Origin of the sequence: Shewanella sp. KT0246 (genome assembly GCF_019654955.1) — a bacterium.
Classification (GTDB): Bacteria; Pseudomonadota; Gammaproteobacteria; order Enterobacterales; family Shewanellaceae; genus Shewanella; species Shewanella goraebulensis.
Window position 1 is genome coordinate 1 of sequence record NZ_BPEV01000065.1, and the last position, 13,116, is coordinate 13,116.

Consider the following 13,116-nt stretch of genomic DNA (forward strand, 5'->3'; position numbering starts at 1 on the left):
GGCCTAGTAGACGCTATAAGTGTTGCTAACGCAGAAATTTTGCTCAGGCTTGGTTTACTTTAATAAGGATTCAATTTCAGTCATTAAGTTTTCAGGCTTCATTGTTGGTGAATAGCGTTTTAACACTTTTCCGTCCTTGTTGATTAAGAATTTGGTGAAATTCCATTTAATGCCTTCACTGCCAAGTAATCCTTTGGCGGATGACTTTAGAAACTTATAAAGTGGGGTCGTATTTGCTCCGTTAACTTCAACTTTACTAAATAGCGGAAAACTGACGCCAAAGTTAAGCTCGCAGAATTTACTGATAGTAGCCTCATCACCTTTCTCTTGCCCACCGAATTGATTGCAAGGAAAACCTAACACGACAAAGCCCTGATCTTTATAGAGTTGATACAGGTGTTCAAGTGGCTTGTATTGGTGAGTAAAACCACACTCACTGGCTGTGTTTACAACCAAAACAACTTTGTCTTTGAAATCTGACATTGAAACTGTGTTGCCTTGAATATCAACTGCACTTTGCTCGTAAAAAGACTGGCTCATAGAAACTCCTTATAAATTTAATATCACTATATAGCAGTATTGAATTTAGTCAATTGCATTGCGCGCAATTTAAATTATTTATAACCTTAGTATATCGATTATAGCTTTGTAGATAGTGGTTCTAAGACTTAAGCTGATATTTTTTTAAATGCCCCGCTATTGGTCGCCTCATCAGCACTGAATACTTAGTAAATACCTAACCAATCGCGAATGGGTATCAATTATTAATTAAAAGCGGGGGATGTTATCTGTGTGTGTGAAGTTTGTGTGTGTATTGCTTGAACCCTGAGCAATACAACTGATTTATAAAGACTAAAGATTTTAGCCCAGTATAATCTCGGGAAATAAAGTTTAAGACCGAGGTTTGTAATATGAAAAAAATCATTTTAGCAGCAGCGATGGCTGTCAGTGGGTTGTCGTTAAGTGCAACGGCGAGCGAAGTTTCATTTGGCTTAAGTGAGCATGTTGTGTCTGCTAATTTAAAATCAAATATAAATCCGCATACAAACCTTGAAGGTGGGTACATCTATTCTGATAAAAAAGGTCACCTTGCAGAGTTTGCTATGCATATGACTCATCAAACTGGTGCTCATACTATCGAAATCGGTCCTAAGTGGACATCTGTATGGTTTGATGACAGTCCAGATGGCAGTGTTATTTCTGTTGGTGGACATTACACGCTCGCCTTAGGCAATAAAATCTCACTCCATGGTGATGCTTACTATGCGCCATCAGTATTATCGTTTTCAGATGTTGATGGTTACACCGAATTAGGTGCAAAAGTGCAGTACGACTTTAACCCGAACATGGCTATCTTTATTGGTTACCGAAACATGAAATTCCAATATGATAATCATTCAGACAGATCGTTTGAAGACGGCTTTTACATTGGCGGTACGTCGCGATTTTAAGCGAAAAAATTAAAAGTGTTGTTGTGGCGATAAAGTCATTGGCAACAAAAAAGCAAGTTGCAGGGCAACTTGCTTTTTGATCGAATAAGTATAAACACTTTAGTGGTACTGGTTTACTTCAAAATCCAACTCTGCGTAATCATCTGCATAACGACGCTTAACATCTACTCTGCGTTGCTTGAGCTTTTTAGCTTTTGGCTTTTCTTCAACTTCGTTTTCCCAAAGGGCATCGTCGATATCAAATTTGTAGTATTGAGACATATCTCTTTCCAACGTGTTTCTTAAACTGATTGATGACCACATAAAAGACGTGATAGTTCAACTCAGTGATGAGCCGTACTCACTTTGAGTACAACCCCATTTTTACCTAATTTGAATTTCGAACGAAAGCAAAAAAAATCACCTAAGACGGTGAATTTTTTTGTTCAATCTTTTGCATGTGATGATTGATTCGAAGTATCTGATCTAATTGATGATTTATTGGGTAGATCGGCAATTTTATTCACTATGTATTTTTCTTCATCATCGCCGCGAATTCGTTGGCTCTCGACATTCAATAAATACATTTTTCCATCAACCACATGATAAATTTGGCCACGGTCTAAATAGATAATATTGCCGGTTTTGTCCCAGTGAAATATGCCGCCATTCTTAAATGGTAGGGGAGTTTGGCCTAAATGTTCAGTAGATATTTTATATTGATTCGGTGGTATTAAAGTGAGGGTTGTTTTCATACCATCACAACTCGGGCACGGAAAAGTGCCTTGATACACTCCTGGCCAGTCGACGGTGTGTATGCTTCCTTTGGCAGGATCTGGGTCGAAAGTTAATTGTGGTTCAGAGCAAGCGGTGAGCACTATGACTACTATCGCTGCAATTATCCTTATTGCGCTCATGAGCATTCCTTTGGTATTTGAACTTGTATAGGGTCAATCAGGCTTTACATAATTGACTTACCTGTCCTTTGTGAGTGCTGGGTCGATATTAAAAAACGTTTTAATAGTATCAATCTGCGTCATTGCGTCTTGGTAACCTAATTCAATTAAAGCACTCGTGTAGGCTTTTTCAAATAATAAATATGAGACGACACTGGAGTCGGTTTCGCAATCAACCCCAAAAAATTTGAGTAACACCCTGATAGCAATGGGTAACTCTTTAAAATATCGCGCGGCTATCTCACTTAAATCTTCACTGGGTTTTATGACCAAAGTATCAATTTTTCGCAAATTTATTAGCTTAGCATCCGCTTCTGGAATTAACGCTAATGTGGTGTTAATCCGCTCTAACCGTTCCAAATCACTATTTAAGGTATCTGAGAAAATAGTATCAAGTAAGTGACCTGCAATGGTGGCCGTTTTTGGATGGGCGTCGACTTCGTTATGGTGTTGTTGATGGGGACTATCGAGATTAATCACCATGATTTTATCTGCGCCTAAATGTATGGGGCTGGATAGTGGGGACAGTTGGTGCACCGATCCATCTCCAAAATAAGCTTGATTTAATTTAATCGACGGAAAAACTAATGGAATAGCAGATGTAGCCATTAAATGGTCTGTGGTTAAAGTGCAGCGATTTCCTTGTCGTCTGGCTCTTTGCCAGTCACTTACACTGCTATTGGCTTGAAAGAAGCTGTAAGAGTGAGAGTCGTTGTAGCTTGATGCATCTAAACTAATGGCTTTGAGTGCGCCGCTACCAATATTGCGCTCTATTCGCTGAAAATCAATCAACTGGTTAAGCAGACAGCGAAGTGGTGCATTGTCTAATAAGCTGCCAGCATCGGTATTCATTTTATCGCTCTGTAGGCCTTTAAGCGCCATTTTACACAGATGCTTAAATACTCGCGGAAACGATGAATGGTAGACTTTTTTAGTTTCAAAATGACGCCATACCCAATCTAGCTTTTTAACACCTAAGTGAAAACATGAAGCGTGGGTGGCCAAAGATGTGGCGTTAATCGCACCAGCGGACGTACCACTGATTATTTCAAACGGAATGTGATGATTACGAGGATACAGTTGAACCAAGGCCTTTAACACCCCAATTTGATATGCTGCTCGTGCGCCACCACCGCCTAAAACAAGTGCAATTGATTCTGACAACTAAGATCTCCTTCCTAATGACTAACGTCATGATATCAGTATGGTTAATAATATCTGGTTCGACGAGTAATTGAACAATTATTTCATCTTTAACAGGCAGAGTTTTTAGACTGGATAAACGATTAGGCATAAAAAAACGCACCTTATGGTGCGTCTTTATCTCGACAGGTCTTAATGTAAACTAAGGCTTTGCGATTTGAATAAGGTTAAATTGAATTAACCTTTAATTGAAGACTTGATGAAATCAACAATTTGATCAAATGGGATATCTTGCTTCTCACCCGTGCGGCGGTTCTTATATTCGAATACGCCAGCATCGATGTTGCGGTCACCAATGACTACAACGTGCGGTAAGCCAACTAATTCCATATCGTTGAACATCACACCAGGACGTTCTTTACGATCGTCTAATAAGATTTCAATGCCTTCATCAGCTAAATCTTTATATAGCTGTTCAGCCATTTCTTTAACGCGATGAGATTTGTGCATGTTCATTGGTAAAATACCCACAGTGAACGGTGCAAGTGACTCTGGTAGCATCATGCCGCGCTCGTCATGATTTTGCTCGATTGCTGCTGCAACGATACGGCTAACACCTGCACCGTAACAACCCATCATCATCACTTTAGATTTACCGTTTTCATCAAGTACGGTAGCGCCCATAGCTTCAGAGTAGTTAGTGCCTAATTGGAAAATATGACCCACTTCAATACCGCGAGCGAAAGCATAAGTACCTTTGCCATCTGGTGTCGCTTCACCTTCAACTACGTTACGGATATCCATAGCGTGAGCCATTGGTAAATCACGTTCCCAGTTGATGCCGAAGAAGTGCTTACCTTCTTGGTTAGCACCTGCGCCAAAATCACTGATAACAGCAACATCTTTGTCGATGATAACTGGCATTTCAAGACCCACAGGGCCTAATGAACCAGGGCCAGCACCCACCGCTGCTTTGATTTCTTCATCGCTGGCAAATTCAAAAGGTGAAAGCACAAGTTCGTGTTTTTCAGCTTTTAATTCATTTAGCTCATGATCGCCACGAACCACTAAAGCTACCAATGGCGCTTCTTCAGTTGCACCTTTAACGATTAGTGTTTTCACTGTCTTAGTGATTTCAATATCAAATTGTTCAACTAATTCAGCGATAGTTTTTGCATCAGGCGTATCAACAAGTGTCATTTCTTGTGATGGCGCAGCTAATGTCGCTGTTGGTAGTGGAGATTCAGCTTTCTCGATGTTAGCGGCATAGTCGCTATCAGTTGAATAAGCGATTAAATCTTCACCGCTGTTGGCTAATACGTGGAATTCGTGGGAAGTGTCACCACCAATTGAACCTGTGTCAGCTATAACAGAACGGAATGCTAAGCCCATACGGGTGAAAATATTGTTATACGCTTCATGCATTGCTGCGTATGTAGTGTCCATACATTCTTGATTCAAATGGAAAGAGTATGCGTCTTTCATCAAGAATTCACGAGCACGCATCACGCCAAAACGAGGGCGAACTTCATCACGGAATTTAGTTTGTACTTGATACAGACTCAGTGGAAGTTGCTTGTAAGAGCTTACTTCTTTGCGCACTAAGTCAGTAATCACTTCTTCGTGAGTTGGGCCTAATACGAAGTCACGGTTGTGGCGGTCTTGAAAACGTAATAACTCAGGACCAAACTTTTCCCAGCGACCCGTTTCAACCCAAAGATCTGCAGGCTGAACTAACGGCATTAAGATTTCAATTGCACCTGCTTTGTCCATTTCTTCACGGATAATCGCTTCAACCTTACGTAAAACACGTAGGCCGCTCGGTAACCATGAATAAAGACCTGATGCATTACGACGGATAAAACCCGCACGTAGCATTAATTGATGGCTGGCAACCTCTGCATTAGCAGGGGTTTCTTTTTGTGTTGAAAGCAGGTAATTGCTAACTCGCATTCCCAATGTCCACTTAGTAACTATTAATGGGCGACATTTTAGCACTTGCCACGATGTTGTCACCAGATAATTGATGTGAAAAATGCTTTATTGTAGCTGCTGCAGAAGAGAGTGGACTGGCTAGGTTGTCAGCGATGACTTTAACAATGAACTTCGCGGAAATAAATACACATATTGAGCCAGACCTAAGCCACCCCAAGTAGCACTGTCGTGGGTTAATTAAACAGGCTATTTATCTCGTCTATCGCCAATGATTTTGGCAGGGTTTCCTGCAACAATGGCAAACTCAGGGACATCTTTTGTCACTATGCTGCCCATACCAACAACGGCTTGGTTACCGATTTTCACACCATCTACTATCCCAGCTTGTGCTCCAACCCAAACATCTTCGCCTATGGTGATGCCTTTTGCGCTAACGGGTTGCTGATAAATGGGGGAGTCTGCAGACATGCCATGGTTGAAAGCATAAATCGTTACGTTATTGGCAATACGTGTTCTGTCGCCAATGCTAATGCCTACTCTTCCGCCATCGAATGAACAGCCATGATTAATTGCCACTTCATTCCCCATCGTAATTGGCCCATGTAGAAATACATCGGCGGCAATCATGCATTGATTACCGATATGGATATCTCGGCCACGCTCAGCAAATAAATGCGCCTCTGGGGCAATAAAGCATTGCTCACCAATATGAATAGTTTCAACTTGCATCAATAATTGTTGAATGTTGTCTTGCCAAGGTTTAGCCCAAACTAAATGTTTTTCTTTTAAGGAAAAATACAGCCAAGGCATCCAAGATAAACGTTTTTTATGTTGGCTTTGATAGTCTGGTTTATCATTGGTCATGGTCATGGTTATGGACTTTTTTATTTGAGCATTAAATGGGAGGTAGAGTCGGTATTTACAACAACTTTGACAGGCTTTGAGCTGTTAACATACCGAGGTCGGCTTTATTTCAATCACTTCAATCTTGTCATTATTAATATGCCAAAAAATATCGATATCATATAGGGCGACTTGATATATTTTAGGGTCAAGCTTTGCTTTTTTATATGCTGGGCGAGGGTCTTGAGCTAAAACATCATTAACCACTTGCTGTAAATTTACCAATTGTTGAGTGCTAGAATAATCTGCAAGTTGCTCTTGTGCTAATTGGCTAAATTCAACTTCTATAAGCTTAGGCGCTGATTGTGCTATTCCACCACTTGCATTATCAATAGAGTCTGAAAAAGGAATATAGGGTTTAATATCGATAATGGGCGTGCCATCTAATAAATCCATTCCTGATATTTCTAAACAGACTTTACCATTGCGTTGCACGACGTTGTGTAATTTTACTACTGACTGACCAATACCGTTTGGTCTAAATGTAGAGCGAGTGGCAAATACACCTAGCTTTTCGTTTCCGCCTAATCTTGGCGGCCTAACAGTATTTTTCCAACCTTGGGCTAAGTTTTCGTGAAAACAAAAAAGTAGCCACAAGTGAGAGTATTGTTCAATACCACGAACTGCATCGAGGTTATTAACGTGCGGAGCGAGTTCAACCCAGCCTCGCACATTTACCAAACCAGGCTGTCTTGGTATTCCAAATTTTTGTTTGTACGGTGTGCGACATATTGCAACAGCTTCTATCTGAGAGCTAAAAGACTGTTTAGAATATTTATTCATTTATTTAACTAATATATTTATCGGTTATTCAGTAATTTCAGTTTTAATTGCTTGGCCGACACAAAAGGCTTGGGTATAACAGGTATTGTTCTTCTGTTCTGTTAATAAGCACTTTTTCACAATTAATCCATTGGCACCTAATTCAACTGCTTTTTTACGAGCCTCAGTGCGCGCATCTGCGATATTCGCTGGCACACCATCTTCAGTTTCTTGGCAAGACTCGCCTTCGACTAATCCGACAATTTCAAACGCACCTTTAGGGCGTTCACCATCTTTGTATAACACTACGCCAGAAGGTTTGAAGTATTCATCAATCGCTTCACCGTCTAAATTACTGTTGAATGAGTAATTACCTGAACAAGCTGATAAAAGTACAGTCGAAAGGGCTGTGAATAACGCAAGCTGACGAGAAGTGTTCATAATACGACCTAATTCTTTTGAGTGCATTAAAGAGGGAGTTCTGGGTTACAGTTTACATGGCTAACAAGGTTGTGGAAATACTTGCTGACAGAGTTCTGACGATAAAAAAAGAGCCTACCGAAGTAAGCTCTATAATTGCAGAAAAGATAACCTTTATTCCATGCCAGGAATTAAAAAGTCTTCCATTTTCTTACCAGCATCAATTTGTGTTTTAAATACAGTTGGCATACGACCTTGACCAGTCCACTGAATTAATTCACCTTCAACTTCTATTTGATATTTAGCTGGACGCGGAGCGCGTTTCTTTGGCGCAGGCTTAGCAGTGATTTCACCTAAGTCTTCAATTGATAAACCACTGTTTTCAATTTGCGCTAATATTTCAGCAATACGTTCGTTACGTTCTGCATTCGCTTCTAATTCAGCTTTCTCGTCTTCTTCTCTCTCAGTAATAATCTTTTCAAGTTTTACTGACAGTTCACGTAAATCTTCTAGTGATAACTCTTTTACTGCTGCTTTAAAACGACGACCATGTGTTAAAATTTCTAAAAAGTCACTCATATCAATGTGCATCCTAATGATTTTAAATAATAAGTATCTCAAGTAATTCAGTGGCTATTAAATAATACTTATCAAAACTCTTGATTGTTTAATTGTAATCAACCGAAAGCGTAAATTGATTTGACCATTTAAATGTTAAAAAATAATAGTAGAAAACACGGTTACTTGAATCGGCTTTAATAATAGAAACTAAACTTGTTTGGATCAAATAAAAAAATCAATAAATGAACAAAATTTAAATAAAAAAGCGTAAATAAAGCGATAGATTAATAAATTATTACATAATACAACTTATTTATAAGCATCAACTTAACCAAAAAAATATAAAACAAGTGTTTGACTTCGGTTGACGTTAACGTTAACAGGACGTAAAGTTGTGCCATATTGCATTGGTGACAACCAATGTGCCATCCACATACATTGAAGGTGTAGAAGGAAATCCCATGAAAGTATTGGTGCCTGTAAAGCGCGTAGTCGATGCCAATGTGAAAGTCAGAGTAAAGGCTGATAACACAAATGTTGATACTGCTAATTTGAAAATGGCGTTAAACCCATTTTGTGAAATTGCTGTAGAAGAAGCAGTTCGATTGAAAGAAGCGGGAAGTGCGACAGAGATCGTGGTTGTCAGTGTTGGATCTAAAGCTGTACAAGAGCAGCTACGTACATCAATGGCATTGGGAGCAGATCGTGCTATTCATGTGCAAACAGATGAAGAGTTAGTGCCTTTATCAATTGCTAAAATTCTTAAAGCCGTGCAAGAAAAAGAACAAGCGGACTTGGTGATTTTTGGCAAACAGTCAATTGATGGCGATAATAACCAAACCGGTCAAATGCTTGCTGCATTAACCCAAATGCCTCAAGCCACATTTGCTTCAGAGCTTAAGTTAAGCGTTGATGGAGCTGAAGTTACCCGTGAAGTGGATGGTGGTTTACAAACACTTAAGATGCCGCTTCCTGCTGTTGTGACTGCAGATTTACGCTTAAATGAGCCACGCTACGCTTCACTACCAAATATTATGAAAGCTAAGCGTAAGCCGCTTGAGACACTTTCAATTGATGATTTAGGTGTGAGCTTAAAAGCACATCAAAATATCGTGAAGGTGACTCCTCCTGCTGAGCGTCAAGCTGGGATCATGGTAAGTTCAGTAGCTGAGCTAGTTGAAAAGTTAAAAAATGAAGCGAAGGTGATCTAATTATGGCCATTTTAGTATTAGCAGAACACGATAATGCAAGTTTGAAGCTAGACACTGCAAAAGTGGTTAGTGCAGCTACTGCCATTGGTAGTGATGTTCATGTATTAGTTGCTGGCAGCGCATGCGGTGCAGCAGTTTCTGCAGCTCAAGCATTAACTGGTGTGAGTAAAGTATTAGTTGCTGATTCAGCTGCTTATGAAGCGCAAATGGCTGAAAACTTATCTGAATTAGTGGTTAAGCTTGCTGGTGATTACGACTATATTGTTGCAGCTGCTACCAGTGTGGGTAAAGATACATTACCTCGCGTCGCTGCACTTTTAGATGTAGCACAAATATCTGAAGTGATTGAAGTGGTAAGCGCAGATACGTTTGTGCGTCCTATTTATGCAGGTTCTGCGTTAGCGACAGTACAAAGCTTAGATGACAAAAAAGTATTAACCGTTCGTACCAGTGCATTCGATGCTGCGGGTAATGAAGGTAGTGCTGAAGCCGTTACCGTTGATTTTGTTGCTGAAGCTAAAACCGTGTTTGTTTCACAAACACTGACTGAGTCTGAACGTCCTGAGTTGGGTAGTGCAGGTGTGATTGTTTCTGGTGGCCGCGGTATGGGCAGTGGCGAGAACTTTGCCATTTTAGAAGCGTTAGCTGACAAAATGACTGCAGCAGTAGGTGCATCTCGCGCAGCTGTTGATGCTGGTTTTGTACCGAATGATTTACAAGTAGGCCAAACAGGTAAGATTGTTGCTCCTGACTTATATATCGCTGTCGGTATTTCTGGTGCTATTCAGCATTTAGCGGGTATGAAAGATTCTAAAGTCATTGTTGCTATTAACAAAGACCCTGAAGCACCAATTTTCCAAGTGGCTGACTATGGTCTTGAAGCTGATTTATTCGATGCTATACCAGAATTAACCAACGCATTATAAGCTATCGCTGACAGTCCTTAGTCTGTTCCCAGGGGCTGTTATTGATTTGATATGAGTGATTAGTCTAAAAAGGTTTTTGTCTTACAGACAAAAACCTTTTTTAATGCCTAGAAAAAAGCGGTATATTTTGGGAGTTATTAATCAGAATTTTATCGAGTGTGATTGGATTGATTATGGGCTTATTAGCTGAATATTTACCAATTAAATTGCTAACTATCAAGCTATTTAAATAGACAAGTTACTTTTAAATGTCAATTTTGATAAATCTTCTTTCTAGCTATTTCTAAATGTACTCCAGGTTACAAACTTTCGTAATAAGCTAATGCTTCCTTATTGTTTAAAGCTCCTCTTTAGCGAGTGCTTTTTTAATGACTAAAGGTTTCTTCATTCACTGAGGGCTTATTATTAACAAGTGATTTAAATAGCACTAAATGGATTATCATTCAATATCTTGAACTGCTAATGTAGCGATAAAAACAACCGTCAATTAAAGTATATGCTCTAATTGTTAAGCCTTAGTGCTTTACTCTTTAGCAACGGTTTATTTTAGGTTGCTATATTAGGTTGCTATATTATGTTGCTATATTATGTTGCTATATAAGGCTCACTTGCAGGCTTGGTTAAGTTAATAATCATCAATGGCACTCACTAATACGACGTTTTATCACTGAGAGCATCAACTGAATTAAAAGTAATCACCCTCAATTAATTACTAAAGCTGTGAAACTACTCATCAATAAATAAAGAAAGTGAACAGCGGCATAATTGACTTAAATCGTCATTATTGATGGATAAATCCACACTTGCTAACAAATCGTTACACCGCTGATAAGCTGCTGTGGTGTTTTTTGATTGTGATGTTATTTCTCACAAGATAAGCTACTTTTATCTGGTAATTAACCTCGTGCTTATGTTTGTATAGTGGCGTGTAATAGCTGAGAGCTTCAAATAAGGTTCTCGCACGGCTGAATACATAAGTAGAGGCGCATCAAATATCAGTAAGGTTAGGTTGGGTGATACCAATAACTTAGCGTGAAAGGATTTGGTGCCGAAGTGAACAGGTTATATCAATGCCGTTTGCTGGGGCAGTTTCCGAAAGGGGCTGCACTGTCATAGTAATTTTTATCCGTGAGGATAAAACAATGGATATCGATGTTGATATCGATATTACTGTGGAGTGCTACTGAAAAGATCCTTGTCTTCGCTTCCTGCGTTGTCTTGCCTTATCAGTTATCCTCCATTCGTACTTAACGAAGAAAATATAAAAATGATGATAACAAGTTATGCCGATTCGGCACTTTCGCTTTTGCCTCCAGTAGTGGCAATTATTTTAGCAGTGGTAACACGTAGAGTTCTTCTTTCACTTGGCTTAGGTATTCTTGCAGGTGTTGTACTTTTAAGTGACTTCTCGTTTGGTGCGGCTGCAAGTCATTTAGTCAGCACAGTGACTAGCTTAGTGTGGGATGACGGCGCGTTAAACGCGTGGAATCTACAGATCATTGGCTTCTTAGTGGTATTAGGGATGATCACCGCATTAATCACTGTAAGTGGTTCTGCACGTGCATTTGCCGATTGGGCGCATCAGCGGATTCGTAATAAACGTGATGCTAAGCTGATGACTATGTTTTTAGGCTGTGTTGTTTTCATTGATGATTACTTCAACAGTATTGTTGTTGGTTCAATAGCTCGTCCTATAACAGACCGCTATCATATATCTCGCGCAAAACTGGCTTATTTATTAGATTCAACTGCTGCACCAGTGTGTGTTATCTCTCCGGTTTCAAGTTGGGGTGCGTATATCATCGCACTTATCGGCGGCATCTTAACGGCGCATGGTTTTGCTGACACGGGTCACCTAAGCGTGTTCCTGCAAATGGTACCGATGAATTTTTACGCCATTTTTGCTCTGTTATTATTACTTTGTGTGGCTATCTTCGGTTTAGATATCGGTCCAATGCGTCAACATGAACGTAATGCACAGAAAGGTGAGTTATTTGACGAAAGCAAAGGCTTGCCACCAGGTGCAACAGCTGATTTACCAGAAGCTGATACCGGTAAAATCATGGGCTTGTTCCTACCAATTTTTGTGTTAGTTGCAGCAACGATTTACTTTATGGTTTCAACAGGTGCTGATGCACTTGCAAGCGAAGGCCTTAAGTTTAGTGTGTTAGGTGCATTTGAAAATACTGAAGTTAGTGAGTCTCTATTTTACGGTTCATTAGTGGGCTTAGTCGTTACTGTACTGCTAACCATCCAACAAAAAATCAGCACTAGCATGATGTTTACTGGTCTTAAGGTTGGTGCAAAATCAATGCTTCCAGCAATCTATATTTTGCTATTTGCTTGGACTATCGCATCTGTGATTGGTGAGCTTGAAACTGGCAAGTACATGGCAAGCCTTGCGACTGGCAATATTCCGTTTGCATTACTGCCTGCAGTATTATTTTTACTGGCTGGTTTAACCGCATTTTCAACCGGCACTAGCTGGGGTACGTTTGGTATTATGTTACCAATCGCTGCCGATATGGCGATGGGCAGTGACAGCACTATGATGTTACCAATGCTTGCTGCAGTATTGTCTGGCGCGGTATTTGGCGACCATTGTTCACCTATTTCAGATACTACAATTCTGTCTTCTACTGGTGCAAGTTGTCATCACCTTGATCATGTTATGACGCAATTACCTTACGCAGTTATTGTGGCTGCATTAAGCTTAGTGGGCTACACAGTGCTTGGTTTTACAGGTTCTGTTGCTATGGGCTTTATTACTTGTTCTGTGTTGTTTGTATTGGCTGTATTAGGGCTAAAAATTGCAACCAAGTAATTCTATTGAAGAGCTCTTGTGAAGAGCTCTTTTAAAGTAACTATT

At 39.9% G+C, this 13,116-nt stretch carries 13 protein-coding genes and 1 riboswitch; of the genes, 4 read left to right on the forward strand and 9 right to left on the reverse strand.

The window, feature by feature from the left end; genetic code table 11:
* Nucleotides 1-54: 54 nt before the first annotated feature.
* The gene (locus K5Q58_RS19810; protein ID WP_220755581.1) at nt 55-540 is read right to left on the reverse strand and encodes a glutathione peroxidase; all 486 of its coding nucleotides are present in this window, start codon (nt 538-540) and stop codon (nt 55-57) included.
* Nucleotides 541-911: 371 nt separating this feature from the next.
* Here K5Q58_RS19810 and K5Q58_RS19815 point away from each other — a divergent pair, with 371 nt between their 5' ends.
* On the forward strand, nt 912-1,451 hold the full coding sequence (locus K5Q58_RS19815) for a YfaZ family outer membrane protein (protein ID WP_220755582.1): 540 nt from the start codon (nt 912-914) through the stop codon (nt 1,449-1,451).
* Between the two features lie 99 nt (nt 1,452-1,550).
* Here K5Q58_RS19815 and K5Q58_RS19820 read toward each other — a convergent pair whose 3' ends face one another.
* From K5Q58_RS19820 to K5Q58_RS19855, 8 genes are all read right to left on the reverse strand, one after another.
* Nucleotides 1,551-1,712 (reverse strand): small highly charged protein, encoded by a 162-nt coding sequence (locus K5Q58_RS19820; protein ID WP_220755583.1) that lies wholly within the window; start codon nt 1,710-1,712, stop codon nt 1,551-1,553.
* Nucleotides 1,713-1,876: 164 nt separating this feature from the next.
* The gene (locus K5Q58_RS19825; RefSeq protein ID WP_220755584.1) at nt 1,877-2,347 is read right to left on the reverse strand and encodes a copper resistance protein NlpE; all 471 of its coding nucleotides are present in this window, start codon (nt 2,345-2,347) and stop codon (nt 1,877-1,879) included.
* Nucleotides 2,348-2,404: 57 nt separating this feature from the next.
* Nucleotides 2,405-3,550 carry a patatin-like phospholipase family protein gene (locus K5Q58_RS19830; protein ID WP_220755585.1) on the reverse strand — a complete coding sequence of 382 codons (1,146 nt, stop codon included), beginning with the start codon at nt 3,548-3,550 and terminating at the stop codon, nt 2,405-2,407.
* Between the two features lie 216 nt (nt 3,551-3,766).
* Complete coding sequence (locus tag K5Q58_RS19835) at nt 3,767-5,482, reverse strand: proline--tRNA ligase (protein WP_220755586.1); 1,716 nt, start codon at nt 5,480-5,482, stop codon at nt 3,767-3,769.
* Nucleotides 5,483-5,710: 228 nt separating this feature from the next.
* Nucleotides 5,711-6,328, reverse strand: a complete 618-nt coding sequence (locus K5Q58_RS19840) for a DapH/DapD/GlmU-related protein (RefSeq protein WP_220755593.1) — start codon at nt 6,326-6,328, stop codon at nt 5,711-5,713.
* 84 nt (nt 6,329-6,412) lie between these two features.
* Nucleotides 6,413-7,150 carry a tRNA (N6-threonylcarbamoyladenosine(37)-N6)-methyltransferase TrmO gene (tsaA, locus tag K5Q58_RS19845; protein ID WP_220755587.1) on the reverse strand — a complete coding sequence of 246 codons (738 nt, stop codon included), beginning with the start codon at nt 7,148-7,150 and terminating at the stop codon, nt 6,413-6,415.
* Nucleotides 7,151-7,174: 24 nt separating this feature from the next.
* Nucleotides 7,175-7,570 (reverse strand): Rcs stress response system protein RcsF, encoded by a 396-nt coding sequence (gene rcsF / locus K5Q58_RS19850; RefSeq protein WP_220755588.1) that lies wholly within the window; start codon nt 7,568-7,570, stop codon nt 7,175-7,177.
* A 153-nt stretch (nt 7,571-7,723) separates the two neighbouring features.
* Nucleotides 7,724-8,128: an H-NS family nucleoid-associated regulatory protein gene (locus tag K5Q58_RS19855; protein ID WP_220755589.1), complete on the reverse strand. Its 405-nt coding sequence runs from the start codon at nt 8,126-8,128 to the stop codon at nt 7,724-7,726.
* Nucleotides 8,129-8,571: 443 nt separating this feature from the next.
* Between K5Q58_RS19855 and K5Q58_RS19860 the strand changes: the two genes are divergently transcribed.
* From K5Q58_RS19860 to K5Q58_RS19870, 3 genes are all read left to right on the forward strand, one after another.
* The gene (locus tag K5Q58_RS19860; RefSeq protein WP_220755590.1) at nt 8,572-9,321 is read left to right on the forward strand and encodes an electron transfer flavoprotein subunit beta/FixA family protein; all 750 of its coding nucleotides are present in this window, start codon (nt 8,572-8,574) and stop codon (nt 9,319-9,321) included.
* A gap of 2 nt (nt 9,322-9,323) precedes the next feature.
* Complete coding sequence (locus K5Q58_RS19865; RefSeq protein WP_220755591.1) at nt 9,324-10,247, forward strand: electron transfer flavoprotein subunit alpha/FixB family protein; 924 nt, start codon at nt 9,324-9,326, stop codon at nt 10,245-10,247.
* A 970-nt stretch (nt 10,248-11,217) separates the two neighbouring features.
* A riboswitch (Lysine riboswitch) is annotated at nt 11,218-11,438 on the forward strand.
* Between the two features lie 76 nt (nt 11,439-11,514).
* Nucleotides 11,515-13,071, forward strand: coding sequence for a Na+/H+ antiporter NhaC family protein (locus K5Q58_RS19870; RefSeq protein ID WP_220755592.1), 1,557 nt, complete (start codon nt 11,515-11,517; stop codon nt 13,069-13,071).
* Nucleotides 13,072-13,116: the final 45 nt, after the last annotated feature.

Excerpts from the sequence above, each read along its gene's own strand:
- K5Q58_RS19810 (WP_220755581.1), bottom strand. The coding sequence starts at position 540 with ATGAGCCAGTCTTTTTACGAGCAAAGTGCAGTTGATATTCAAGGCAAC.
- K5Q58_RS19815 (WP_220755582.1), top strand. The coding sequence starts at position 912 with ATGAAAAAAATCATTTTAGCAGCAGCGATGGCTGTCAGTGGGTTGTCG.
- K5Q58_RS19820 (WP_220755583.1), bottom strand. The coding sequence starts at position 1,712 with ATGTCTCAATACTACAAATTTGATATCGACGATGCCCTTTGGGAAAAC.
- K5Q58_RS19825 (WP_220755584.1), bottom strand. The coding sequence starts at position 2,347 with ATGAGCGCAATAAGGATAATTGCAGCGATAGTAGTCATAGTGCTCACC.
- K5Q58_RS19835 (WP_220755586.1), bottom strand. The coding sequence starts at position 5,482 with ATGCGAGTTAGCAATTACCTGCTTTCAACACAAAAAGAAACCCCTGCT.
- K5Q58_RS19840 (WP_220755593.1), bottom strand. The coding sequence starts at position 6,328 with ATGACCAATGATAAACCAGACTATCAAAGCCAACATAAAAAACGTTTA.
- tsaA (WP_220755587.1), bottom strand. The coding sequence starts at position 7,150 with ATGAATAAATATTCTAAACAGTCTTTTAGCTCTCAGATAGAAGCTGTT.
- rcsF (WP_220755588.1), bottom strand. The coding sequence starts at position 7,570 with ATGAACACTTCTCGTCAGCTTGCGTTATTCACAGCCCTTTCGACTGTA.
- K5Q58_RS19855 (WP_220755589.1), bottom strand. The coding sequence starts at position 8,128 with ATGAGTGACTTTTTAGAAATTTTAACACATGGTCGTCGTTTTAAAGCA.
- K5Q58_RS19860 (WP_220755590.1), top strand. The coding sequence starts at position 8,572 with ATGAAAGTATTGGTGCCTGTAAAGCGCGTAGTCGATGCCAATGTGAAA.
- K5Q58_RS19865 (WP_220755591.1), top strand. The coding sequence starts at position 9,324 with ATGGCCATTTTAGTATTAGCAGAACACGATAATGCAAGTTTGAAGCTA.
- K5Q58_RS19870 (WP_220755592.1), top strand. The coding sequence starts at position 11,515 with ATGATGATAACAAGTTATGCCGATTCGGCACTTTCGCTTTTGCCTCCA.